Source organism: Pseudomonas sp. R2-7-07 (assembly GCF_003852355.1).
Lineage (GTDB): Bacteria > Pseudomonadota > Gammaproteobacteria > Pseudomonadales > Pseudomonadaceae > Aquipseudomonas.
In genome coordinates this window covers 1079009-1103797 of record NZ_CP027759.1, presented here as the reverse complement: position 1 = coordinate 1103797, position 24789 = coordinate 1079009, and the positions used below count along the sequence as shown (strand labels likewise).

The following is a 24789-nucleotide window of genomic DNA, read 5'->3' as shown; positions in this document are numbered from 1 at the left end:
CTGGTAGACCGCTATCGGGGGCAAGTCGAATCGTCGCACCGCCCCTCCCACATTTTGACCGCATTTATCCTGTAGGAATGCGGTCGAGTGTGGGAGGGGCTTGCCCCCGATAGCAGGCGACCCGGTCTCAGGTTATTGGCGCCGGGTTGAACAATGTGATGTCGTTATGCAGCTTGTGCCGCTCCGCCCACGTCTGTTTCTTGCCGCTGGCCACATCCAGGTAGAAGTGAAACAGCTCCCAGCCCAGCTCTTCGATGCTCGCGCGCCCGGTGGCGATACGCCCGGCGTCGATATCGATCAGGTCCGGCCAGCGCTGGGCCAGCTCGGTGCGTGTCGACACCTTGACCACCGGCGCCATCGCCAGGCCGTAAGGTGTGCCACGCCCGGTGGTGAACACGTGCAGGTTCATGCCCGCCGCCAGTTGCAAGGTGCCGCAGACAAAGTCACTGGCCGGGGTTGCGCAAAAAATCAGGCCCTTGCCCTTGACGCGTTCGCCAGGGCCGAGCACGCCGTTGATCGCGCTGCTGCCGGATTTGACGATGGAGCCCAACGACTTCTCGACGATATTCGACAGCCCGCCCTTCTTGTTGCCCGGCGTGGTATTGGCGCTGCGATCCGCCTCGCCCTTAGCCAGGTAACGGTCGTACCAGTCCATTTCCCTGACCAGCTCCTGGGCGACTTCCTTGCTCTGAGCCCGAGACGTCAGCAGGTAAATAGCGTCACGGACTTCCGTCACTTCGGAAAACATCACCGTGGCCCCGGCACGCAACAACAGGTCTGACGCATACCCCAGCGCCGGATTGGCGGTGATGCCGGAAAAAGCATCACTGCCGCCGCATTGCATGCCCAGGATCAGCTCGGACGCGGGCACCGTTTCGCGGCGGCGCTGGTCGAGCTTTTTCAAGCGCACCTCGGCCAGCGCCATGATCTGCTCGATCATCTCGGTAAAACCGTGGCTGGAATCCTGCAACCGGTACAGCCAAGGCTCGCTCAGGTCGACGGAGCTGTCGTTGTCGTGCATCACTTGCCCGGCCTGCAATTTCTCGCAGCCCAGGCTGATCACCAGGGCTTCGCCGCCCAGGTTCGGGTTGCGCGCCAGGTTGCGCACGGTACGGATCGGGATGTAGGCGTCCGTGGCCGTGATCGCCACACCGCAGCCGTAGCTATGGGTCAGCGCCACGACGTCATCGACGTGCGGGTACTTGGGCAGCAATTCATCCTTGATGCGCTTGACGGCATGGTCCAGCACGCCGGTCACGCACTGCACCGTGGTGGTGATACCGAGGATATTGCGCGTGCCCACGGTGCCGTCGGCGTTGCGGTAGCCCTCGAAGGTAAAGCCTTCCAGCGGCGCCTGGGTTTCAGGCACCTCGGTGGACAACGGCAGGCTGTCCAGCGGCGGCGCGGTGGGCATGCGCAACTGGTCTTCCTGCACCCAGCTGCCACGCGGGATCGGCGCCAGCGCGTAGCCAATGGTCTGGCCATAGCGAATGATCTGGCCGCCTTCGGGAATGTCTTCCAGGGTTACCTTGTGGCTCTGCGGGATGAACTCCACAGTGACCAGGCCGTCCGGGAATTCGGTGCCGGCCGGGACGCCCTGGTCGTTCACCACGATCACTACATTGTCGCGCTCGTGCAAACGAATCGAGCGCGGCGAGTCGGCATGTTCAATCAACTGCATCACACGAACCTCAGGAATGCGCTTCGGTTAGGTTGGTCAACTCAGGGCCCTTGGCTGGCGGCTCTTTGAGTACTACACGCTTGATCGGGCCGACGATGACCAGGTAGCTGAACACCGCCACCAGCGCGTTGGCGCCGACGAACACCAGCGCCCACTTGAACGAACCGGTGGTGGCGATGATGTAGCCGATGACAATCGGCGTGGTGATCGACGCCAGGTTACCGAAGGTGTTGAACAAGCCGCCACTGAGGCCGGCGATTTGTTTCGGCGAGGTGTCAGACACCACCGCCCAGCCCAGTGCGCCAACGCCCTTGCCGAAGAAGGCCAGTGCCATGAAGCCCACCACCATCCATTCAACGTCGACGTAGTTGCACGCAATGATGCTGCTGGACACCAGCAGGCCGGCAATGATCGGCGCCTTGCGAGCGAAGGTCAGGGAATGGCCCTTGCGCAGCAGGTAGTCGGAAATCACCCCACCCAGTACGCCGCCGATAAACCCGCAGATGGCCGGCAGCGAGGCGATGAAACCCGCCTTGAGGATGGTCATGCCACGGTCTTGCACCAGATACACGGGGAACCAGGTCAGGAAGAAGTAAGTGATGCCGTTGATGCAATATTGGCCCAGGTACACGCCAAGCATCATGCGGTTGGTCAGCAACTGGCGGATGTAATCCCACTTCGGGCCGTCGGTTTTCTTACCCTTGCCCTTGTCTTGGTCCATGTCCACCATCGCGCCATTGGCCGCAATGTGATTGAACTCCGCTTCATTGATCATCGGATGTTGACGCGGGCTGTGGATAACTTTCAGCCAGATCAGCGAGAACACGATGCCGATCACGCCCATCACGATAAACACGTGCTGCCAGCCGAAGCGGTAAACGATCCAGCCCATCAGCGGTGCAAACAACACCGTGGCGAAGTACTGCGCCGAGTTGAAGATCGCCGAGGCAGTACCGCGTTCGGCGGTCGGGAACCAGGCCGCCACAATCCGTGCGTTACCCGGGAAGGATGGCGCTTCGGCCAGGCCCACCATGAAGCGCAGCATGAACAGCGCAACCACGGCCGTGGAGATACCGAACTCACCGACGTAGCCTTGCAGCACGGTGAACAGTGACCAGGTGAAGATGCTCAGGGCATAGACTTTTTTCGAGCCGAACCGGTCGAGCAGCCAACCGCCGGGAATTTGCCCGGCGACATAGGCCCAACCGAATGCGGAGAAGATGTAACCGAGGGTGACCGCGTCGATGCCGAGGTCTTTTTGCAGGCTGGAACCGGCGATGGCAATAGTTGCACGGTCGGCGTAGTTGATCGTGGTCACCAGGAACAGCATGAGCAGGATCAAATAGCGGACGTGGGTCGGCTTGGTCGCTTGCATGTAGAAGTACTCCCACTAATTATTTTTTTTGCGGGTAATGGTTTTCTGTTTTTGTCGTGGGGGCCGGCAGGCATCCGGCCCCCACTGGATGTTGCGTGTTACGAACCGATGTAGCTGGTTTTCACCACGGTGTAGAACTCTTGCGCATAGCGACCCTGCTCACGCGAACCGTAGGACGAACCCTTACGGCCACCGAACGGAACGTGGTAGTCCACGCCGGCGGTGGGCAAATTGACCATGACCATGCCGGCCTGGGAATGACGCTTGAAGTGGTTGGCGTACTTCAACGACGTAGTGGCAATGCCCGCCGACAAACCGAACTCGGTGTCGTTGGCCATGGCCAACGCCGCCTCGTAGTCGGCCACGCGCACCACGTTGGCGACCGGGCCGAAGATTTCTTCACGGCTGATGCGCATGGCGGCTTCGCTGTCGGCAAACAGCGTCGGCGCCAGGTAGTAGCCTTCGGTATCGCAGGTCACCAGACCGCCACCGCTGACCAGCCGCGCACCTTCGCTCTGGCCGATGTCGATGTACTTCATGTCCTGGTCCAACTGGGCCTGGGAGACCACCGGGCCGATGTCGGTACCGCTGTTGAGTGCGTGGCCGACTTTGATCGACTTCATGCGCTCGGCCATGGCCGCGACAAACTGGTCGTGGATGCCGGCGGTGACGATCAGGCGGCTGGATGCAGTGCAACGCTGGCCGGTGGAGTAGAACGCGCTCTGCACCGACAGCTCGACTGCCTGCTTGAGGTCGGCGTCGTCGAGAATGATCTGCGGGTTCTTGCCGCCCATTTCCAACTGCACCTTGGCCTGGCGCGACACGCAACTGACGGCGATCTGACGGCCCACGCCCACCGAACCGGTGAAGCTGATGCCGTCGACTTTCGGGCTGTTGACCAACACATCGCCCACAACGCGGCCGCTGCCCATCACCAGGTTGAACACCCCGGCAGGGAAACCGGCGCGGGAAATGATGTCGGCCAGGGCCCAGGCACAGCCGGGCACCAGTTCGGCCGGCTTGATCACCACACAGTTGCCATAGGCCAGGGCCGGGGCGATTTTCCAGGCCGGGATGGCGATCGGGAAGTTCCATGGGGTGATCAAGCCGACCACGCCGAGGGCTTCACGGGTAACTTCTACATTGACGCCCGGGCGCACCGACGGCACGTAGTCGCCGGACAGGCGCAGGCATTCACCGGCGAAGAATTTGAAGATGTTACCGGCGCGGGTCACCTCACCGATGGCTTCGGGCAGGGTCTTGCCCTCTTCCCGGGCCAGCAGGGTGCCAAGCTCTTCACGGCGGGCGAGGATTTCGCTGCCGACTTTGTCCAGCGCATCATGGCGCGCCTGGATGCCGGAGGTGGACCAGGCCGGAAATGCGGCGCGGGCGGCCTCGATAGCGGCGTTGACTTGGGCGACGTCGGCCTTGGCGTATTCGCCAATCACATCGGAAAGGTCCGACGGGTTGATATTGGTGCAGTAGTCGGTGCCGGTAACCCATTCACCGTTGATGTAGTTCTCGAAACGTTTTGCTTGGGACACGAATCTTCTCCTGACGCAAAAGGCCGCTGATTGCTCAGCGGCCTTGTTGATAAGTTATTGCGCGCCTTGCTTGTCGATCAGCGCGGCCAGGGCTTCGTATTCTTCCGGCAGCAGGTCGGTCAGCGGGGTGCGCACCGGGCCGGCGTCATAGCCGGCGATTTTCGCACCTGCCTTGACGATGCTCACGGCGTAACCGGCCTTGCGGTTACGGATGTCCAGGTAGGGCAGGAAGAAATCGTCGATGATCCGGGAGACAGTGGCGTGATCATCCTTGGCGATCGCGTGGTAGAAATCCATCGCGGTTTTCGGGATGAAGTTGAACACCGCCGAGGAGTACACCGGCACGCCCAGGGCCTTGTAGGCAGCGGCGTAAACCTCTGCGGTCGGCAGACCGCCGAGGTAGCTGAAACGGTCGCCGAGACGACGGCGGATCGACACCATCAACTCGATGTCACCCAGGCCATCCTTGTAGCCGATCAGGTTCGGGCAACGCTCGGCGAGGCGCTCGAGCAGCGGCGCGGTCAAGCGGCAGACATTGCGGTTGTACACCACCACGCCGATCTTGACCGATTTGCACACCGCTTCAACGTGGGCGGCAACCCCGTCCTGGCTGGCTTCAGTCAGGTAGTGCGGCAGCAGCAGCAAGCCCTTGGCACCCAGGCGCTCGGCCTCTTGAGCGTATTCGATGGCCTGACGGGTCGCGCCGCCGACACCGGCAAGAATCGGCACGCTGGTGGCGCAGGTATCAACAGCGGTCTTCACCACTTGGGAATATTCGCTGGCGGCCAGGGAGAAAAACTCACCGGTGCCGCCCGCAGCGAACAGCGCGGTGGCACCGTATGGGGCAAGCCATTCCAGACGCTTGATATAGCCCGCTTGGTGAAAGTCACCCTGGGCGTTGAAATCGGTCACCGGAAAAGACAGCAGACCGTGGGAGAGGATGGACTTCAGTTCTTGTGGATTCATTATTCGAACACCCTGGGTAAAGACTTTCTGTCGAAAGGTTATTGTTGGTTTTGGTGATGTCGTACGTCATCGTACAACTATAAAAAGATTCGTCAACTGCAAATCGTCAGTGTTCACCTCAAGCTTGCCGATGAAGCAGAGTTCTTGATCTACGGGTTTTTCCTCAACTCTCGGCCTGACTGTATATGCACACAGCCAACTAGAACGATGTCTTACGACATAGCGCGGCCTTGCAACAGGCGGTGGCCGCTCATCAAACCGGTACCGACCAGGCATTGGAAATGGCGTACGCCATGAATTGCGCCGCAAGGATGTGAATGATCTGAACGACAAGCTGGACAGGTGATAGGGGGCGGTGGAGTACGCACGAGTTACTCAAGGATGACAAAACCGGCACGCCTCTTCCGTCGGTGGGCAGGACCATGGCCGTGCTTGATACCGCTCGTCAGAACTGTGAATTCTGACAGTACCCTCCCCACCCTCAGGCCCCCTAACGTGGTCAAGCCCACGTGCACTTGCAAGGAGCATAGGCAACGTGCGGGCACTACCCTATTTTGTTCCTGCTCAATGAGGCTTGATCATGACAACTAAAATCCCGGTCAAATTCAAAGGCACCAAGAAAAATAGCACTGCGAACATTAGTATTGAGGAATTACCGAACAAAGGTGATTTTCTGAATCTGGATGGGCAGGTTTGGGAAGTACTGAAAAAGACGTTCGTTTATGACGCTGATGGCAGCGTTACAGGAATAGAATTCGATCTAGCCTGAACACGTCAGCTCACCCACGCTGCGCCTCTGCCTCTTCATGGGCATGGCGCAGCCGCTCCCGACTATTCGTCAAATGCAAACGCATCGCCGCACGCGCCGCATCCGAATCCTGGCGCGCGATCGCCTCATAAATCTCTTCATGCTCGCGACTCAGGCGCCCCATGTAATGCTGCTGGTCATCATGGGCCAGACGCGCCGAATTCAGGCGGGTACGCGGAATGATGCTGGTGCCCAGGTGGGTCATGATGTCGGTGAAATAACGGTTGCCGGTGGACAGCGCTATTTCCAGGTGGAACGCAAAGTCTGACGCCACCGCATCACCCGCATGGGCCGCGCTTTCATTCAAGGCATCGAGGGCCGCACGCATCGCCGCCAGCTGCTCGTCACTGCGGCGCAAGGCAGCCAGGCCTGCCGATTCCACTTCCAGGCTGATCCGCAACTCCAGAATCGCCAACACATCGCGCAACGTCACCACGGTGGCCGGATCGATCCGGAAACCGCTCGGGCTTGGCGTGTCCAATACAAACGTACCGATGCCGTGACGCGTCTCCACCTGCCCCGCCGCCTGCAAGCGCGAGATGGCCTCGCGCACCACGGTACGACTCACACCATGGGCATCCATGATCGCCGACTCAGTGGGCAGCTTGTCGCCACGCTTGAGCTGGCCGTCGCGGATTTGTTCGGACAACACCGTGACCAATTCCTGGGCAAGGCTGCGGCGCTTGCGGGGCAGACGTGGGGCGGCGTTGGCGTTTTCCATGATGGATCATCTTTCTCGGCGAACTGAAGACGCATCATAGCCCATGGCGGTTGTACGATCACCGTTCCTGTCGAGACTTTCACTTCTGCGCGGCAGGCAAAAAAATGCCCCGGCAACCGCCGAGGCATTTTTCAGGCTCGCCCGAAGGCAACAGCCGCTTACTTCACCACTTTCAAGCTCGGCCGGCCCGTAGGGCGCGGTGGCTCGTTATCGGGTGGCGGCACATCATCGCCGCCTTCGCCTTCGATCGTTTCGTCATCCTCGAAAGGCGACTCCAGATCGAACACCATGCCTTGGCCATTCTCACGGGCATAAATCCCGAGGATGGCGCCAATCGGCACGAACAGCGTATGCGGCACGCCGCCGAAACGCCCTTCGAAGCTGACCGCTTCGTTGTCCATGTGCAGGTGGCGCACGGCACTGGGCGATACGTTCAATACAATCTGTCCGTCACTGGCAAAACCCTGCGGAACCTGCACCGCAGGAAATTCGGAATTGACCAGCATGTGCGGGGTGCAATCGTTGTCCACAATCCACTCATAGAGCGCGCGGACCAGGTAGGGTCGACTGGAGTTCATCAGCGGCTCCTTAAGCCTTAGCGCATATCGCGTTCGACACCAGACAGACTCGCCTGGAAAGCCTCACGCGCAAACTGGCGCTCCATGTAATCAAGCAGCGGCTTGGCAGGCCGCGGCAGTTCAATGCCCATAATCGGCAAGCGCCAGAGTATGGGTAATAGGCAGCAATCCACCAAGCTTTGTTCCTCACTGAGGAAAAAAGGCTTGTCGGCGAACAGTGGCGAAACGCCGGTCAGGCTTTCGCGCAATTCCTTGCGCGCCACGACACGGGCCGGCTCTTTGCTGCGTGAATCCAGAATCACATCCACCAGCCGGCACCAGTCACGCTGGATCCGATGGATCAGCAGGCGGCTGTTGGCACGCGCTACCGGGTACACCGGCAGCAAAGGCGGATGCGGGTAACGCTCATCCAAGTATTCCATCACCACGGTTGACTCCCACAACGCCAGGTCACGATCGACCAGGGTGGGCAAGCTGCCGTAAGGGTTCACTTCGATCAGTTTCGGCGGCTGACGGCCCGCTTCCACACTGATGATCTCGGCGCTGACACCCTTCTCTGCGAGCACGATGCGTACTCGGTGGGAATAGTGGTCGGCGGGGTCGGAGTAACAGGCCAACCGGTTGGTCACGCCCATGGCGGTCCTCCTCGCTTGTTGAAATTATCGAAAGCTCAAAAACGAGCGCGCCCAGGGAGCATCTCTGTAACGTCTGGAACAACCGACGCTACGTGTTCAGAGATGCCGCTGGGCGCGCAAGATTAACAGCAATTGCTTACGGTTGGATCAATGCACATCCTTCCAGTACTCGCGTTTGAGCAGATAGGCGAATACGAAGAAGAAAGCCAGGTACAGCAAGACGTACGTACCGATGCGCTGGTGCTGCAGTTTGACCGGGTTGGCCGAGTAGGCCAGGAAAGTCACCAGGTTCTTGACCTTCTCGTCGAACTGCTCTTCATTCAGCGTACCGGTCTTGGGCACGATGGTCAGTTGATCGCACGCCTCATGGGTCAGCGGCGTGCCGGTCAACGGATCATATTGCTTCTTGCCGTCTTCAACGACCTGGACTTGCTTGCATCCTACCACTTGGCGCCCCTGCAGGCCGACCAGAACGTTAGGCATGCCGACGTTCGGGAACACTTTGTTGTTCACGCCCCAAGGCCGGGCGGGGTCTTCGTAGAAGGATTTGAGGTAGCCATAGAGCCAGTCGGTGCCACGCACGCGCGCCACCAGGGTCAGGTCGGGCGGTGCTGCGCCGAACCAAGCCTTGGCGTCTGCCGGTTTCATGCCGATGTTCATGTGGTCGCCGACCTTGGCCCCGGTGAACACCAGTTTCTCCAGCATCAACTCATGGGGAATGCCCAAGTCATCGGCAACCCGCTCGTAGCGCTGGAACTTGGCGCTGTGGCAGCCCATGCAGTAGTTGGCAAAGGTACGTGCACCATCTTGCAAAGCGGCTTTATCGGCGACGTCGATGTCGACTTTTTCCAGTTCCGCGCCATGCTCGGCAGCCAAAGACAGGAGCGGCAGGGCCGCAAGCACTAATGCAGCAAATAATTTTTTCATCAGCCAGTCACCCTTTCCGGAACCGGTTTGGTCTTCTCGAGCCGGGTGTAGAACGGCATCAGAATGAAGTAGGCGAAGTACAGGAAGGTGCAGACCTGCGACAGCAACGTGCGCTCAGGGGTCGGCGCCAATACGCCCAGCACGCCCAGGATCACGAATGCAATGCAGAACACCCACAGCCAGATCTTGCTCAGCCAGCCCTTGTAGCGCATGGACTTGACCGGGCTGCGATCCAGCCACGGCAGCACGAACAGCACCGCGATCGCCGCGCCCATGGCGATCACGCCCATGAGTTTGTCGGGGATCGCACGCAGGATTGCGTAGAACGGCGTGAAGTACCAGACCGGGGCAATGTGCTCGGGCGTCTTGAACGCGTTGGCTTGTTCGAAGTTAGGCTTCTCGAGGAAATAACCACCCATCTCCGGGAAAAAGAACACGATCGAGCAGAAGACGAAGAGGAACACGACCACGCCGACAATGTCTTTCACGGTGTAATAAGGGTGGAATGGAATGCCATCGAGCGGGATGCCGTTCTCGTCCTTATGCTTCTTGATATCCACGCCATCCGGGTTGTTGGAGCCCACTTCATGCAGCGCCAGGATGTGCAGCACCACCAGGCCCAGGATCACGATCGGCAAGGCGACAACGTGCAAGGCAAAGAAGCGGTTCAGGGTAATGCCGGAGATCAGGTAGTCACCACGAATCCACTGGGTCAGGTCGTTGCCGATCACCGGGATCGCCCCGAACAGCGAGATGATCACCTGGGCACCCCAGTACGACATCTGGCCCCACGGCAGCAGATAGCCCATGAAAGCTTCGGCCATCAGCGCCAGGTAGATCAGCATGCCGAACACCCACACCAGCTCGCGCGGCTTCTGGTACGAGCCGTAGAGCAAGCCACGGAACATATGCAGGTAGACGACGATGAAGAACGCCGACGCGCCGGTGGAGTGCAGCAGGCGCAGGATCGAGCCGTACTCGACGTCACGCATGATGTATTCGACGGAGGCGAACGCCTCTTCCGCAGACGGCGTGTAGCTCATCGTCAACCACACACCGGTGACGATCTGGTTGACCAGCACCAGCAGTGCCAGGGAGCCGAAGAAGTAGAAGAAGTTGAAGTTTTTTGGCGCGTAATATTTGCTGAGATGGTCTTCCCACATTTTGGTGGCGGGGAAACGCGCATCCACCCAATCCATGAACTTGCTCATCACGCGTTCTCCTTATCGAGGCCAATGACAATGAGGTCGTCAGTTTCGTAGGTGTGCGGAGGAACCGGCAGGTTCAGGGGCGCGGGCTGAGACTTGTAGACACGGCCGGCAAGGTCGTAATGAGAACCGTGACACGGGCAGAAATAACCGCCGACCCAGTCCTTGCCCAAGTCGACAGGAGCGACTTCCGGGCGGAAGGTGGGTGAGCAACCCAGGTGGGTACACAGACCTACCAGCAACAGGATCTCTGGCTTGATCGAACGCACTTCGTTCTTGGCGTAGGCGGGCTGGTCGGAATTCTCGGATTTAGGGTCAGACAACTGGCCTTCGATCTTTTTCAGATTCCCCAGGATTTCCTCGGTACGACGAACAATGAATACCGGCTGGCCGCGCCATTCAGCAATCATCTGCTGCCCTGGCTCGATCTTGCTGACATTCACCTTCACCGGTGCACCTGCGGCTTTCGCCTTGGCACTGGGAAACCATGACCCCACGAACGGGACCGCAGCCCCCACCGCTCCTGCAGCACCCACCACGGATGTGGCTGCTACCAAGAAGCGACGCCGGCCTGCATTCACGCCGTCATTGCTCATTCAGTCCTCTCCCATCAGCTTTTTGGCCTGTTAAATCAGGCGTCTACTAAGTGTTGAATCTTTACTTATAAAAATTTTGACGGATGGTAATGAAAAGCCCCACGGATGACAAGGGAATTGCCCAGGCCACCACCCCCGGGCCTTGTAGTATAGGGGGTCTGTGGATGTGGCAAGTTGTCACGGCGAAAAATGTGCATAAATCGCAGGCAATAAAAAACGCCCAGCTCCGTGAGGAGGCTGGGCGTTTTTGTGGAACGTAAAGCGAATTAACGCTTCGAGTACTGCGGACGCTTACGCGCTTTACGCAGACCGACTTTCTTACGTTCAACTTCACGAGCATCGCGAGTAACGAAGCCAGCTTTGCGCAGAGCGCCACGCAGGGTTTCGTCGTACTGCATCAGAGCGCGAGTGATACCGTGGCGGATTGCGCCAGCTTGACCACTTACACCGCCACCGATAACGGTGACGTAGATGTCGAACTTTTCAACAGTCTCGGTCAGTTCCAGCGGCTGACGAACTACCATGCGGGCAGTTTCGCGGCCGAAGAAATTTTCCAGAGTGCGGTTGTTGATCGAGATGTTACCAGTGCCCGGACGCAGGAAAACGCGTGCGGTTGCGGTTTTGCGACGGCCAGTGCCGTAATTTTGAGTCGCCGACATAATGAACTATTCCGTTAAAACTTCAGTTCTTGGGGCTGCTGAGCAGCATGAGGGTGTACAGCGCCCGCATAGACTTTCAGCTTGCGAAACATATCGCGACCCAGTGGGCCCTTAGGCAGCATGCCTTTGACCGCGATTTCGATCGGGGCTTCAGGCTTCTTGGAGATCAGGCCTTCAAAGTTGGAAGACTTGATACCGCCTGGGAAACCGGAGTGACGGTAGTACATTTTGTCTTGCGCTTTGTTGCCGGTAACACGTACCTGCTCAGCGTTGATGATGACAATGTAGTCACCGGTATCAACGTGCGGGGTGTATTCAGGCTTGTGCTTGCCACGCAGACGGCTGGCGACTTCAGTGGCCAGACGACCCAGGGTCTGACCAGCGGCGTCGACGACAAACCAGTCGCGCTGAACTGTTTCCGGTTTTGCAGTAAAAGTTGTCATTCTTTAATAGCCTCAGGGGCCGCCCTGTAAATTAGACGGCGGATCTTACTGAATAGTGCGTACTTTGACAAGGTCAAAGGCAGCCGGATACAGACGCTATCGGGGGCTCGGGTCAGCGCGTCCGTTCAACGGCAAGATTCTTCGGCAGACGGCGCATCACTTCCACTGCAGAAAGAGGTGGGCAATTATGCAGATTGCGAAAAAAAATTCAACCTGCTTTTATGAATGTTTTCCCCTGAAGGAGTACCCGATGGATTATCGACAGCTGGGCCGGACCGATCTGAACGTGAGCGCGATTGCCTTGGGCACCATGACCTGGGGCGAGCAGAACAGCGAGCCAGAGGCCTTCGCACAGATCGAACGGGCCAAGGCCGCGGGCATCAACTTCCTCGACACGGCAGAAATGTACCCGGTACCGCCCAAGGCCGAGACCTACGCTACCACCGAGCGTTATATCGGTAATTACTTCAAGAGCCGTGGCGATCGCGCCGACTGGATCCTCGCCAGCAAGATCGCCGGCCCCGGCAACACCATCGACCATATCCGCGATGGCTACCTGCGCCACAACCGCAAGCATATCGTTGACGCCCTCGACGCCAGCCTCAAGCGCCTGCAGACCGACTGGATCGACCTCTACCAGCTGCACTGGCCGGAGCGCAGTACCAATTTCTTTGGCCAGTTGAGCTACAAGCACAAGGACGAAGATGACCTCACCCCACTGGAGGTAACCCTGGAAGCGCTGGATGAGCAGGTCAAGGCCGGCAAGATCCGCCACATTGGCCTGTCCAACGAAACCCCGTGGGGCACCATGAAATTCCTGGCCCTGGCCGAAGCCCGTGGCTGGACCCGCGCGGTGTCGATCCAGAACCCCTACAACCTGCTCAACCGCAGCTTTGAAGTGGGCCTGGCTGAAATTGCCATCCGCGAACAATGCGGTTTGCTGGCCTACTCGCCACTGGCATTCGGCATGCTCAGCGGCAAGTACGAAGGCGGTGCGCGCCCGGCCAAGGCGCGTCTGACGGAGTACAGCCGCTTCAGTCGTTATTTCAACCCACAGTCGGAAGCGGCGTGCAGCCGTTATGTGGCACTGGCGCGGGAGCATGGGTTGGACCCGGCGCAAATGGCGTTGGCGTTTGTGACGCAACAGCCGTTTGTGACCAGCAATATTATCGGGGCCACGAGCCTGGAGCAGCTGGACAGCAACATTGCCAGTGCTGACCTGAAGCTGTCCAAAGAGGTGCTGGAAGGGATTGAGGCGATCCAGAAGGATCATCCGAATCCGGCGCCGTGATTGATCGTTCCCACGCTCTGCGTGGGAATGCCGGCTTGGACGCTCCGCGTCCGCTGCAAGAGCCATGACGCAGAGCGTCATCTGAGGCATTCCCACGCGGAGCGTGGGGAACGAGCATCAAAGCGCCCGCGCAATAATCTCCTTCATGATCTCATTGGTCCCCGCATAAATCCGCTGCACCCGCGCGTCGGCCCAGGCGCGGGCTATCGGGTATTCCCACATGAAGCCGTACCCGCCGTGCAGTTGCACACACTCATCGAGCACCTTGCATTGCAGGTCTGTGGCCCAGTATTTGGCCATTGCAGCGGTGGGCACATCCAGCTTGCCTTCCAGGTGCAGCGCCAGGCATTTGTCCACGAACACGCGGCCGATCTGAATCTCGGTGGCCATTTCTGCCAGCTTGAAGCGGGTGTTTTGAAAGTCGGCTATCGCCTTGCCAAACGCCTTGCGCTCGCGGGTGTAATCCAGCGTCCACTGCAACGCCGCTTCAGCGCAAGAGAGCGCGCCAATCGCCACGGTCAGCCGCTCCTGGGGCAACTCCTGCATCAGGTAGGCAAAGCCCATGCCCGCCTGGCCCAGCAGGTTTTCCCTGGGCACGCGTACATCCTGAAAGAACAACTCCGAGGTGTCCTGGGCCTTCATGCCGACCTTCTCCAGGCGCTTGCCCTTATCGAAGCCCGGCGTGTCGGCCTCGACCAGGAACAGGCTGGTGCCCTTGGCGCCGGCCTTGGGGTCGGTCTTGGCCACCACAATGACCAGGTCGGCCAGATAGCCGTTGGTGATGAACGTCTTGGAGCCGTTGATCACATAGTCATCACCGTCCAACACAGCCGTGGTCTTCACCCCTTGCAGGTCGGAACCGGCCCCCGGCTCGGTCATGGCGATGGCCGTGACCATCTCGCCGGAGATCAACTTGGGCAGGTACTTGTGCTTCAACGCCTCACTGCCGTAATGCAGGATGTACGGCGCAACAATGTCCGAATGCAGGGAAAAGCCAATTCCGGTCAAGCCCAGGCGGCTGATCTCTTCGATCACGACAGCGCTGTAAAGGAAATCCGCGCCCAGCCCACCGTATGCTTCCGGTACGTGCGAACAGAGCATCCCCGCCTCCCCCGCCTTGTTCCAGAGGTTGCGGTCGATGTAACCCTGTTTCTCCCACTGCCCATGGAATGGCGCGGCGTCTTTTTCGAGGAAGGTACGCACGCTTTCGCGGAAGAGTTCGTGCTCCGGGCTGAACAAGGTTCTGGGAATCATGGCTCACCTGTGAGGATTGTCGGACAAGAACGGACTCACAGAGCCTATGCCGCGAATGCGTCACGGGACACTGGACACATGCGACAAAAAATAAGACGATCCAGCCGTCTGGTGACCACTTTCCCCTATAAGAATAAATGAAATTATGTCTAACCAAATCTCCACGCCCTTGCGGCGCGTCAGCATCCTGGCCGTCGATCGGGTCTTCGCTTCAACCCTCATGCAAGCCAAGGATTTCTTCCATCTCGCCAGCCTGCGGTATGGCAAGCAACAGGGCCTGGGCCTGACGCCCGCATTCGAGACGCGCCTGGTCAGCCCCGACGGGCAATCGGTACGCAGCTTCAGCAATGTGATCATGCCGGTGGACGGCGGCCTGGAAGATGCCGACATCATCGTGCTGCCCGCCTTCTGGGACGACTTCGAGGCCTTGTGCACCCGCTACCCACAGGTACTGCCCTGGCTGCGCGAACAGCACGCACGCGGCGCCGTGCTGTGCGGGGAAGCCACCGGTGTGTTCTGGCTGGCCGAAGCCGGCCTGCTCGATGGCAAGGAAGCGACCACCTATTGGCGCTTCTTCACCGCCTTCAGCGAACGCTTCCCCAAGGTGCAGCTCAACCAGGACAAGCACCTGACCGACGCCGATAACCTGTATTGCGCCGGCGGCACCACCTCCGCCTGTGACCTCTACATTTATTTGATCGAACGCTTCTGCGGCGCCAACATCGCCCAGGCCGTGGCCCGCGACATCCTGTATGAAGTGCAGCGCAGCTACTCGCCAGGGCGTATCGGTTTTGGCGGGCAGAAGCTGCACCAGGATGTGATCATCCTGCAGATCCAGCATTGGCTCGAAGAACACTTCGCCGACAAGTTCCGCTTTGAAGACGTCGCCCGCGAGCACGGCATGAGCATCCGCAACTTCATGCGACGCTTCCAGACCGCCACCGGCGACAAGCCGCTGCATTATCTGCAACGCCTGCGCATCGAGACGGCCAAGGGCCTGCTGTCGGGCAGCCGCAAGAGCATCAAGACCATCAGCTATGAGGTGGGTTATGACGATGCGAGTTTTTTTGCGCGGTTGTTCAGGCAGCACACGGAGTTGTCGCCGAATCAGTATCGCCAGCAGTTCCAGCAGGCTGCGTAAGCAGGGGTTCATACAGGACAAATGTGGGAGGGGGCTTGCCCCCGATAGCAGTGTGTCAGTAAGCACATCTGGCACTAATACACCGCAATCGGGGGCAAGCCCCCTCCCACATTTTTTACTGTGTCGGTCTCAGGGTTTGTGGCCGCGCGAAAGGAACTCGTGGGACTGCATTTCCAGCAAACGACTCAAGGTGCGTTGGAATTCGAAGTTCAAGCGACCGCCCGTGTAGAGGTCCTTGAGCTCGACTTCCGCCGAGATGATCAGCTTGACGTTACGGTCGTAGAACTCGTCGACCATGTTGATAAAACGTCGCGCGATGTCGTCGGTGGTCACGCCCATCTGTTCCACACCGCTCAAGATCACCGCATGGAAGATCTTGCCCAATTCGATGTAGTCGTTCTGGCTACGCGGGCCGTCGCACAGTTGGCGGAATTCGAACCAGGCCACGTCATCGCAGGTACGTAAAGCGATAATTTCGCGGTTTTCGATCATCAACTTATCGTTTTCCACGGCCTGGGTGCATTCCGGCGTCAACGCGCGGAAGCTTTTCTTCAGGCTGTCGTGGGCCGCTTCGTTGAGCGGGAAGTGGAACAGCTCCGCTTGCTCGAGGTGACGCAAACGATAGTCGACGCCGCTGTCGACGTTGACGATATCGGTGTGCTGCTTGATCAACGCAATGGCCGGCAGGAAGCGTGCGCGCTGCAGGCCATCCTTGTAGAGACCATCGGGCACGATGTTTGAGGTGGCGACCAGGGTCACGCCGTTCTTGAACAGCTCTTCCATCAAGGTGCCGAGGATCATGGCATCGGTGATGTCGGAGACGAAGAACTCATCGAAGCAGATCACCCGCGCTTCGTCGGAGAAACGCTTGGCGATGATCGTCAGCGGGTTCTTCTCCCCCGGCAGGGTCTTCATCTCTTCGTGCACGCGCTTCATGAAGCGGTGGAAGTGGGTGCGGACCTTTTCCTTGAACGGCAGCGCTTCGAAGAAGGTGTCCACCAGGTAGGTCTTGCCCCGGCCGACGCCACCCCAGAAGTACAGGCCCTTGACCGGCGTGCGGTCTTTCTTGCCAAACAGCTTGCCGAGCATGCCCTGCTTGCTTTGCGAGGCCGCGACCAGGTCTTCGTACAGGCGCTGCAAATGACGCACCGCATTTTCCTGGGCCGCGTCATGGAAGAAGTCAGGGCGTTTCAGATCAGCTTGATATCGTTCTAGGGGCGTCATAATTTCGTTAGCAAGGCAACAAAAACGGGCCGTCACTGTAACGACGGCCCTGGATAATGGCAATCAACCCTTGGTCGGGTTAATCCTCGGAGGGTGTCAGCGCGACGCGCAAGGCGGCGATGGCGGCGTCACGGGACGCGCTGTCGGCGAACTCGGCGCTGTCGGCCACGGCCGCGTCGCCCAGCCATACGCTGAAGCCCTGGGCTTGGGTGCGTATGTCCAAGGTACCGCCGCTTTGCAATTGCTTAGTCACCGCGCCCGCCGCCTTGCCGTCGGCGAAGGTGCGCGACAGCAGCAGTTGCTCGCCGTCGGCGGCCAGCAGGCGGAAGCGGAAGCTGCCGTCGTCTTCACGAAAGCTCACGAAGCGCGCGGCCTTCGCCGCCTTTTTCTTGGTGGCAACCGGCGCCGCAGCCTGGTTGACGAACGAACGCAGGCCCACCGCTTCGCGCAGTTCGGCGAGGAACGGTGCCGCCACGGCACGGGCTTTTGTGGCGCCAACCTGCAGCAGATCTTCCATGTCTGACGGGCGCGACATCAGTTGGTGATAACGCTCGCGCGCTTCACCCAATTGACCGTCCAGCAACTGGAACAGACGATTCTTCGCCTCACCCCAGCCCAGGCCTTGCAGCAGTTCACTGCGCAGCTCTTGCTCCTGGGCCTTGCTCGCAAATGCCTGGTACAGGGTGAACAAGTGGGACGTGTCCGGGTCCTTCGCCTCGCCGGGCGCGCGTGAGTCGGTGACGATCCGCGAGATCGCCTCCTTCATGTCCTTGGCGCTGGTGAACAACGGGATGGTGTTGTCATAGCTCTTGGACATCTTGCGGCCATCCAGGCCCGGCAAGGTGGCAACGCTTTCTTCGATCAACGCCTCGGGCATGGTGAAGAATTCTTTACCGTTGCCGAACAGGTGGTTGAAACGCTGGCCGATATCACGGGCCATTTCCACGTGTTGGATCTGGTCACGGCCCACCGGCACCTTGTGCGCGTTGAACATCAGGATGTCCGCTGCCATCAGCACCGGATAGCTGTACAGGCCCATGGTGATGCCCGCATCCGGGTCTTCGCCGCTCTCTACGTTTTTGTCCACCGAGGCTTTGTAGGCATGGGCGCGGTTGAGCAGGCCCTTGGCGGCCACGCAGGTCAGCAGCCAGGTCAGCTCGGGAATCTCGGGGATGTCGGACTGGCGATAGAACGTCACCCGGTTCACATCCAGGCCACCGGCCAGCCAGGTCGCGGCGATTTCCATACGCGAGCGCTGGATGCGCTGCGGGTCATCGCATTTGATCAGGGCGTGGTAGTCGGCCAGGAAGTAGAAGGAATCGGCATTGGCGTCCTGGCTGGCAAGGATTGCCGGGCGAATCGCACCGGCGTAGTTGCCCAGGTGCGGCGTGCCGGTGGTGGTGATGCCGGTGAGGATACGGGTACGCGTCGTCATGGGTAATCGCTTATCAGACTGCTATCAATTCGAGAGGCGCGGCAGCACCAGATCCTTCAGATCGGTGAGCTTGCCGTGAAAAAAGTGTCCGCATTCTGCCACTTTCAGCAGCTCATGGGGGCGTTTCAGGGCGCCAGACCAGTCGTAGACGACTTGCGGGTCGACCACTTCGTCGGTTTCCGGCTGGATTAGCGTCAACGGGCAATCATGTGGCAGCACATCCGTGTCACGCAGGCGCATCACTGCGGCAGCCACCATGAACAGGTGCGCCAGCTTCTCGCCCTTGGCTTCCAGGCGCCCGCCGAGGCTGGCGGCCACGTAGCCACCGAAGGAAAAGCCCAGCAGGGTGAGCGGTAGATCAGGGTGTTTTTCCCGCAGCCACGTGGCGGCCGCTTCGGCATCGTCAACTTCGCCGCTGGCCATGTCGTGGCTACCGGCACTCGCGCCGACGCCACGATAATTGAAACGCAACGTAATCAAGCCGGCATCACGGGCGGTGCGTTGCAGGGTCGAGACAACTTTATTGAGCATGGTCCCGCCCTGCACCGGGTTAGGGTGGCAGATCAGCGCCAGGCCGCGTGGGGCGGGGTGATCCAGGTACAGGGCTTCCAATTGACCCACCGGGCCATCGATCAAAACGGGGGTTTCACGCATGAGCAAGGATGAACTCCGTGACCTCTCAAGGGGTCGACTCGTCTAGCTAAAAGTCTGTGCATGGCATCATTGCGAGCTTAATCGCGGTATACAGCGCAGGTTTGAGCCGTTAACGTAAAGCAAAGCCGTTTATAGAGGAAGGACTCGTGGAACACTCGCTCTTAGTTTGGTTGTTGCCGACTCTTGCCCTGGTTGCCGGTGTCGCCATTGGATTCCTGGTTGCTCGCCTGCTGCCGAATGCCGCGCCTAACCGCACGCAGCGTCAGCTGGATGACATTCAGGAACGTTTTGACAGTTATCAGAACGAGGTTGTTACCCACTTCAACAGCACCGCGACCCTGGTCAAGAAGCTCACCCAGAGCTACCAGGAAGTACAGGATCATCTCGCCGATGGCGCTAACCGCCTGGCCCTCGACGACATCACCCGCCAGCGCCTGCTGGCCGCGTTGCATTCCGATGCACCGCAGACCCCACGGGAACGCCTGACCCCGCCCCGGGAAAACCAGGAACCGCCACGGGACTACGCGCCAAAAACGCCGGACGCCCCAGGCATGCTGGATGAGCATTACGGCTTGAAGAAGTAAGTTAGCTTCCAGCAACACAAAGCCCGGCTGATCGATGATCAGCCGGGCTTTTTATTGGGCCGTTTCTGTTGCTCAGTGAAGATCCAATGTGGGAGGGGGCTTGCTCCCGATGGCGGCGTGTCAGACTCAAAGTAGGTGACTGACACACCGCAATCGGGAGCAAGCCCCCTCCCACACTTGACCCCACATGACCTTAGGCCGGTTGCTGTTCCTGCAACCGCCCACCCTCTATACGCACATGCCGCCCATGGAAGCGCTTGAGGCTGCTGCGATGACCAACGCTGACGATGCTCAACCCCGGCAGTTCATCGATCAACGCCTGATACAGCGTCGCTTCATCCTCTTCGTCCATGGCCGAGGTGGCTTCGTCCATGTACAGCCATTGCGGTGCGAACAACAAGGCGCGGGCAAAGGCCAGGCGCTGCTGCTCGCCGGGCGAGAGCATGCGCTGCCAGTGGTTGGCTTCATCCAGACGGCTGACCAGATGCGGCAGGCGGCAGGTTTCCAGTACCTGTGCATAGCGTTGCGCAGGGTAAGCGCTGTCCTCTTGTGGATAACTCAACACGGCCTTCAACGTGCCAATCGGTAAATAAGGCTTCTGCGGCAGAAACAGATAACGCGTCGCCGGCAGGCGAATGCTGCCATGCCCTGCCGGCCACAAATGGCCCATTGCGCGCAGCAGCGTACTTTTACCACTGCCGGAACGCCCGCTGAGCATCACGCGCTGACCCGGTTCCACGGTCATGTCGGCGTCGGTAAGCAAGTGACGACCATCGGCCAGGTCCATGCCCAGATTCTTGATCACCAGGTGTTCGCCTTCAGGGCGCACATCGATGGCCGGGGCACGCTGCTCGTTGTCGCTCATGGCCTGCTGGAAACTCAGCAGACGGTCGCTGGTGGCACGCCACGCCGCGAGTTCCGAGTAGGCGTTGATGAACCAACTAAAGTTTTCCTGCACATTGCCAAACGCCGAGTTGATTTGCATCAGCTCGCCCAGTTCGATCTTGCCGGTGAAGTAGCGCGGCGCGGCGACGATAAACGGGAAGATAATCGCTATCTGGCTGTAGCCGGCGGTGAAGAAGGTCAGGCGCTTGGACACTTTCATGATGTCCCAGAAGTTGTGCCAGACCTTGCCGAAGCGCGAGCTCAGGCGCTGCTTTTCATTCGGCTCGCCGTTGTAGAGGGCGATGCTTTCAGCATTTTCACGCACCCGCACCATGGAGAAACGCAGGTCCGCTTCGAAGCGCTGTTGCTGGTTGTTCAAGCCGATCAAGCGCCGCCCGATCAGGTGCGTCAGCCAACTGCCCACGGCGGCATACAGCAGCGCACACCAGAACATGTAGCCGGGAATGGTGATGCCAAATACTTCGATGCTGCCCGACACGCCCCACAGGATGATCGAGAACGACACCAGGCTGACTACGTTGCGCAGCAGTCCCAGGCCCAGGCTCAAGGTGCTGGTGGTAAAGGTATTGAGGTCTTCGGAAATCCGCTGGTCCGGGTTATCGGTGTAGCCGCCCTGCTCCAGCTGGTAGTAGTTCTTGTGGGCGAGCCAGCGCGCGAAGTGCTTTTCGGTCAGCCAGGCACGCCAGCGGATGGTGAGCATCTGGGTCAGGTACAAGCGATACACCGCGCCGAGGATCGCCACGGCCGCGATGCCGCCGAAGTAACCGATCAATTGCCAGAAGGCGGCCGTGTCCTTCTTTTCCAGGGCGTTGTAGAAATCCTTGTACCAGTGGTTGATCCACACCGAGATCGCCACGCTGAACAGCGACAAACCAATCACGGCAGCCAGCAGCAACCAGGCCCGGCCCTTCTCTTCACTACGCCAATACGGCGTGATCATCGCCCAGGTTCGGCGGAAGAATTGCCCACGCACCGCATCATTGACCGCGGAGTATTCAGCGTTCTGATTCATCGTTCAGGCTCGGTAGGAAATTATGACAGGCGTTTGAACCGATCATAGGCGATCGGTTCACGGCTCCGTGCAGCCTGAGGCAGATTGTTCAGTCTTCGTTCAGCGCCGTACCGGGCGTTTCTGCAGTTTGCGCTGCAACGTACGACGGTGCATGCCCAGGGCGCGAGCAGTGGCGGAGATGTTGCCTTCGTGCTCGGTCAGTACGCGCTGGATGTGTTCCCACTGCAGGCGGTCGACCGACATGGGGTTTTCCGGCACCAGGGTGTCGAGGTCAGCGTGCTCGGAAAGCAGCGCGGCGAGCACGTCATCGGCATCCGCCGGCTTGCACAGGTAGTTGCACGCGCCACGCTTGATCGCTTCGACGGCGGTGGCGATGCTGGAATAACCGGTGAGGATCACCACGCGCATTTCCGGGTCGAGTTCGAGCAGCTTGGGCAACAGCACCAGGCCCGAGTCGCCGTCCATTTTCAGGTCGAGCGCGGCGTAGTCCGGCAGGTCGGCCTGGGCGATGGTCAGGCCCTCTTCGGCTGAGCCCGCAGTGCTGACGCGAAAACCGCGACGGCTCATGGCGCGGGCCATCACGCGGGTAAAGGTGGCGTCATCATCTACCAGCAACAGATGCGGCAGTTCTTCGCCTTCGACTTGGATCTCGTCACTCATCGATATCTCCTCGTGCGACACGGGGCAGGCGCAGCTCGGTGAGCGTGCCACCTTCCTCATGACTATAGAGCTTCACTGAGCCGCCCGCGCGGGTCACGCTGGCCTTGCTCAAAAACAGGCCGAGGCCGAAGCCTTTGCCCTTGGTGGTAAAGAACGGTTTGCCGATCTGCTCGGCAATGGCCAGCGGCACGCCCGCGCCGTGGTCACGAATGCTGATGGTGACGTTTTCCGCGTCCCAATCCAACTGCACGCCCAGGCCTTCGGGGCAGGCGTCGGCCGCATTGTTCAGCAGGTTGAGCAAGGCCTGGGTGAGGTCCGGCGGCGGCGCCATGCGTGGCACGCTGCCCTGGCCCAACAGGCTGAACCGGTAACTGGCTTCGGGACGCATCAGGTGCCAACGGTTCAGCGCTTCGTCGAGCCACTGGGTGACATCCTGCATTTCTACCGCCAGGCGTCGATTGGCTTCGGCGGCGCGTACCAGTTGCTGCAGGGTCAATTTGCACTGCTTGACCTGTTCCTGCAGCACGCTGAGGTCATCCTGCAACGCCGGGTCGTGATGGTCCTGGGTCATCTCCTTGAGCAGCACGCTCATGGTCGCCAGCGGCGTGCCCAACTCATGGGCAGCACCTGCGGCCTGAGTGGCGACGGCCAGCAATTGCTGGTCGCGCAGGCCTTCTTCACGGCGAATTGCGCGCAGTTCTTCCTGGCGGCGCAACTCTTCGGCCATGCGCGCGGCAAAAAAGGTGATCACTGCGGCGGACAGCGCAAAGCTCAGCCACATCCCGTAGATCTGCAGGTTTTCCCGGGCGATGGGAAACGTCTGCAAAGGATAGAACTGCGCCAGCAGCAAGGTGTACAGCGTCAACGCGATGCCCGACAGCACCACCGAATAGCGCCACGGCAACGTCACGGCGGCAATGGTCAGTGGCACCAGGTAATAAGAAACGAACGGGTTGGTGGAACCGCCGGAGAAATACAGCAACACACTGTGGATAAACAGGTCGCACGCCAATTGCAGGGCATATTCCAATTCGGTGACCGGCCATGTGGTGCGCAATCGAATCGCGGTAAACGCACACAACACGGTGGAGAAGCCGAGGGTCACCGCCAGTTGCAGCCAGGGCAGCGGCAACAGGTCGAACCAATAGGCGAGCCCGACGGAACCCGCCTGTGCGGCCAAGACCAGGGTGCGAATGAACGTCAGGCGCCAGAGGTTCTGGCGGGTGGCGGAAGTCAGTTTTACGGCGGCGAGCATGAGCTCTCCCGATGAGCGCTGCAGGCGGATCGGCACGAGTATAAACGAAGCAGCGCCTCGGCATTCGGTGTGTGGCTCTTTGACGCAGTGGGCGCTGTAGCTATAAGCCACAAGTTGAAAGCTGCAAGTCAGCCTCGCTTTCACTTGTAGCTTGTAGCTTGAAACTTTTTTCTAATTCATAAACCCGAAGAACCCGATGCCACCGTCTACAGTCATACCGAACACGACAATCCCAAGGAGCTTTCATGTCTCGTTTCACTCGCAGTGCAGCGGTTCTCACCCTCGGCGCCAGCGCCCTGGCCAGCCTGCCGGCCATGGCCGCCGATGAACTGCATTACAACCAGATCTCCCTGCGCGCCGAAGTCAGCCAGGAAGTGGCGCGCGACAAGATGATCGTCACTCTTTACACCGAAGCGCAAAACGCCGACCCGGCCAAGCTTGCCGCTGAAATCACCACCACCATGAACCAGGCGTTGGGCCAGGCGCGCGAAGTCAAGGCCGTGACTCTGCGCCAAGGCAGCCGCAACAGCTACCCGATCTACGACAGCAAGAATCAGAAAATCACCGGCTGGCGCGAACGCGCCGAACTGCGCCTGGAAAGCGCGGACTTTCCGGCGCTGTCCAAACTCACCGGCGAGCTGTTGAACACCCTGAAAATGGACAACATGGACTTCGCCATCGCTGACAGCACGCGCAAGGCCAGCGAAGACGCGCTGCTCAAAGACGCGGTTGCCGCGTTCAAGGCCCGCGCGCAACTGGCCACCGATGCGCTGGGCGGCAAGGGTTACAAGATCGTCAACCTGAACTTCAACACCAATGGTTATCCACAGCCGTATGCGCGCGGCGGGATGATGATGAAAGCGGCCATGGTGGATTCGGCGCCAACGCCTGAAGTGGAGGCCGGCACCAGTCAGGTCAACATGAGCGCAGACGGTGTCATTGAAGTTTTGCAATAAGTTTTCGACATACCAACAAGGCGTAATCCTTTAAGGGTTACGCCTTTTTTATTGCCGCCTACGGAACACTAGGACCGTTACGACAAACTCAAAGGCTTTAGACTACAGTTACTTTTCTCCAACGCCCCCGTTACACCCTAGAGACTTCTCGTTAAAAAGCCTCGATATAAGCTCGGAACTTAAGCCGCCTAATTATCCACCCACTGTAGCGACCACGATTACTTTGAAACAGAGCCTCGAACAACCATCCAACTAACACACATCCCACCCACAGAA

At 59.5% G+C, this 24789-nt stretch carries 24 protein-coding genes; 5 read left to right on the top strand and 19 right to left on the bottom strand.

Annotation, left to right across the window (positions count from 1 at the left end; genetic code table 11):
* Window positions 1-127 precede the first annotated feature (127 nt).
* From garD to kdgD, 4 genes are all read right to left on the bottom strand, one after another.
* Window positions 128-1681 carry a galactarate dehydratase gene (gene garD, locus C4J86_RS04825; RefSeq protein WP_124365826.1) on the bottom strand — a complete coding sequence of 518 codons (1554 nt, stop codon included), beginning with the start codon at window positions 1679-1681 and terminating at the stop codon, window positions 128-130.
* 10 nt (window positions 1682-1691) lie between these two features.
* Window positions 1692-3056 (bottom strand): MFS transporter, encoded by a 1365-nt coding sequence (locus C4J86_RS04820; protein ID WP_124369653.1) that lies wholly within the window; start codon window positions 3054-3056, stop codon window positions 1692-1694.
* A 98-nt stretch (window positions 3057-3154) separates the two neighbouring features.
* Window positions 3155-4600, bottom strand: coding sequence for an aldehyde dehydrogenase family protein (locus C4J86_RS04815; protein ID WP_124369652.1), 1446 nt, complete (start codon window positions 4598-4600; stop codon window positions 3155-3157).
* A 54-nt stretch (window positions 4601-4654) separates the two neighbouring features.
* Complete coding sequence (kdgD, locus tag C4J86_RS04810) at window positions 4655-5566, bottom strand: 5-dehydro-4-deoxyglucarate dehydratase (protein ID WP_057724545.1); 912 nt, start codon at window positions 5564-5566, stop codon at window positions 4655-4657.
* A gap of 580 nt (window positions 5567-6146) precedes the next feature.
* On the opposite strand from kdgD, the gene C4J86_RS04805 reads away from it, so the two are divergent.
* Window positions 6147-6335, top strand: coding sequence for a hypothetical protein (locus C4J86_RS04805; RefSeq protein ID WP_124369651.1), 189 nt, complete (start codon window positions 6147-6149; stop codon window positions 6333-6335).
* Between the two features lie 10 nt (window positions 6336-6345).
* On the opposite strand, the gene C4J86_RS04800 is transcribed toward C4J86_RS04805, so the two are convergent.
* The 8 genes from C4J86_RS04800 to rplM all read right to left on the bottom strand — a co-directional run bounded on the left by C4J86_RS04800 (window position 6346) and on the right by rplM (window position 12141).
* Complete coding sequence (locus C4J86_RS04800; protein WP_016971564.1) at window positions 6346-7095, bottom strand: FadR/GntR family transcriptional regulator; 750 nt, start codon at window positions 7093-7095, stop codon at window positions 6346-6348.
* Window positions 7096-7253: 158 nt separating this feature from the next.
* Window positions 7254-7673, bottom strand: coding sequence for a ClpXP protease specificity-enhancing factor (locus C4J86_RS04795; protein ID WP_124361288.1), 420 nt, complete (start codon window positions 7671-7673; stop codon window positions 7254-7256).
* A gap of 17 nt (window positions 7674-7690) precedes the next feature.
* Window positions 7691-8308: a glutathione S-transferase N-terminal domain-containing protein gene (locus C4J86_RS04790; RefSeq protein WP_124361287.1), complete on the bottom strand. Its 618-nt coding sequence runs from the start codon at window positions 8306-8308 to the stop codon at window positions 7691-7693.
* 147 nt (window positions 8309-8455) lie between these two features.
* Complete coding sequence (locus tag C4J86_RS04785; protein WP_124369650.1) at window positions 8456-9235, bottom strand: cytochrome c1; 780 nt, start codon at window positions 9233-9235, stop codon at window positions 8456-8458.
* Window positions 9235-10446, bottom strand: a complete 1212-nt coding sequence (locus C4J86_RS04780) for a cytochrome bc complex cytochrome b subunit (protein WP_003171746.1) — start codon at window positions 10444-10446, stop codon at window positions 9235-9237. The genes C4J86_RS04785 and C4J86_RS04780 overlap by 1 nt, the downstream gene beginning before the upstream one ends.
* The gene (petA, locus tag C4J86_RS04775) at window positions 10446-11039 is read right to left on the bottom strand and encodes a ubiquinol-cytochrome c reductase iron-sulfur subunit (RefSeq protein ID WP_034118089.1); all 594 of its coding nucleotides are present in this window, start codon (window positions 11037-11039) and stop codon (window positions 10446-10448) included. The genes C4J86_RS04780 and petA overlap by 1 nt, the downstream gene beginning before the upstream one ends.
* 266 nt (window positions 11040-11305) lie before the next feature.
* Complete coding sequence (gene rpsI / locus C4J86_RS04770) at window positions 11306-11698, bottom strand: 30S ribosomal protein S9 (protein ID WP_003216038.1); 393 nt, start codon at window positions 11696-11698, stop codon at window positions 11306-11308.
* A gap of 14 nt (window positions 11699-11712) precedes the next feature.
* Window positions 11713-12141 (bottom strand): 50S ribosomal protein L13, encoded by a 429-nt coding sequence (gene rplM, locus C4J86_RS04765; RefSeq protein WP_003171742.1) that lies wholly within the window; start codon window positions 12139-12141, stop codon window positions 11713-11715.
* 250 nt (window positions 12142-12391) lie between these two features.
* On the opposite strand from rplM, the gene C4J86_RS04760 reads away from it, so the two are divergent.
* A complete protein-coding gene (locus C4J86_RS04760) occupies window positions 12392-13432 on the top strand; it encodes an NADP(H)-dependent aldo-keto reductase (RefSeq protein ID WP_124369649.1) in 1041 nt (346 codons plus the stop codon).
* Window positions 13433-13549: 117 nt separating this feature from the next.
* Here C4J86_RS04760 and C4J86_RS04755 read toward each other — a convergent pair whose 3' ends face one another.
* Window positions 13550-14686 (bottom strand): acyl-CoA dehydrogenase family protein, encoded by a 1137-nt coding sequence (locus tag C4J86_RS04755; protein WP_124369648.1) that lies wholly within the window; start codon window positions 14684-14686, stop codon window positions 13550-13552.
* A 220-nt stretch (window positions 14687-14906) separates the two neighbouring features.
* On the opposite strand from C4J86_RS04755, the gene C4J86_RS04750 reads away from it, so the two are divergent.
* Window positions 14907-15827, top strand: coding sequence for a GlxA family transcriptional regulator (locus tag C4J86_RS04750; protein ID WP_177412769.1), 921 nt, complete (start codon window positions 14907-14909; stop codon window positions 15825-15827).
* 129 nt (window positions 15828-15956) lie between these two features.
* Here the strand turns inward: C4J86_RS04750 and zapE are convergent, their stop codons facing one another.
* The 3 genes from zapE to C4J86_RS04735 all read right to left on the bottom strand — a co-directional run bounded on the left by zapE (window position 15957) and on the right by C4J86_RS04735 (window position 19140).
* Window positions 15957-17051 carry a cell division protein ZapE gene (zapE, locus tag C4J86_RS04745; protein WP_124369647.1) on the bottom strand — a complete coding sequence of 365 codons (1095 nt, stop codon included), beginning with the start codon at window positions 17049-17051 and terminating at the stop codon, window positions 15957-15959.
* A gap of 79 nt (window positions 17052-17130) precedes the next feature.
* Entirely contained in the window at window positions 17131-18486 is a 1356-nt protein-coding gene (locus tag C4J86_RS04740; protein WP_124369646.1) for a tryptophan--tRNA ligase, read from the bottom strand.
* A 24-nt stretch (window positions 18487-18510) separates the two neighbouring features.
* Complete coding sequence (locus C4J86_RS04735; RefSeq protein ID WP_124361281.1) at window positions 18511-19140, bottom strand: alpha/beta hydrolase; 630 nt, start codon at window positions 19138-19140, stop codon at window positions 18511-18513.
* A gap of 146 nt (window positions 19141-19286) precedes the next feature.
* On the opposite strand from C4J86_RS04735, the gene C4J86_RS04730 reads away from it, so the two are divergent.
* Window positions 19287-19724, top strand: coding sequence for a YhcB family protein (locus C4J86_RS04730; RefSeq protein WP_057724532.1), 438 nt, complete (start codon window positions 19287-19289; stop codon window positions 19722-19724).
* A 193-nt stretch (window positions 19725-19917) separates the two neighbouring features.
* On the opposite strand, the gene C4J86_RS04725 is transcribed toward C4J86_RS04730, so the two are convergent.
* The 3 genes from C4J86_RS04725 to C4J86_RS04715 all read right to left on the bottom strand — a co-directional run bounded on the left by C4J86_RS04725 (window position 19918) and on the right by C4J86_RS04715 (window position 23557).
* The gene (locus C4J86_RS04725; protein ID WP_124369645.1) at window positions 19918-21642 is read right to left on the bottom strand and encodes an ABC transporter ATP-binding protein/permease; all 1725 of its coding nucleotides are present in this window, start codon (window positions 21640-21642) and stop codon (window positions 19918-19920) included.
* 99 nt (window positions 21643-21741) lie between these two features.
* A complete protein-coding gene (locus C4J86_RS04720; protein ID WP_003171731.1) occupies window positions 21742-22302 on the bottom strand; it encodes a response regulator transcription factor in 561 nt (186 codons plus the stop codon).
* Window positions 22295-23557 carry an ATP-binding protein gene (locus C4J86_RS04715; protein WP_057724530.1) on the bottom strand — a complete coding sequence of 421 codons (1263 nt, stop codon included), beginning with the start codon at window positions 23555-23557 and terminating at the stop codon, window positions 22295-22297. The genes C4J86_RS04720 and C4J86_RS04715 overlap by 8 nt, the downstream gene beginning before the upstream one ends.
* Before the next feature lie 245 nt (window positions 23558-23802).
* Here C4J86_RS04715 and C4J86_RS04710 point away from each other — a divergent pair, with 245 nt between their 5' ends.
* The gene (locus C4J86_RS04710) at window positions 23803-24513 is read left to right on the top strand and encodes an SIMPL domain-containing protein (RefSeq protein WP_124369644.1); all 711 of its coding nucleotides are present in this window, start codon (window positions 23803-23805) and stop codon (window positions 24511-24513) included.
* Window positions 24514-24789: the final 276 nt, after the last annotated feature.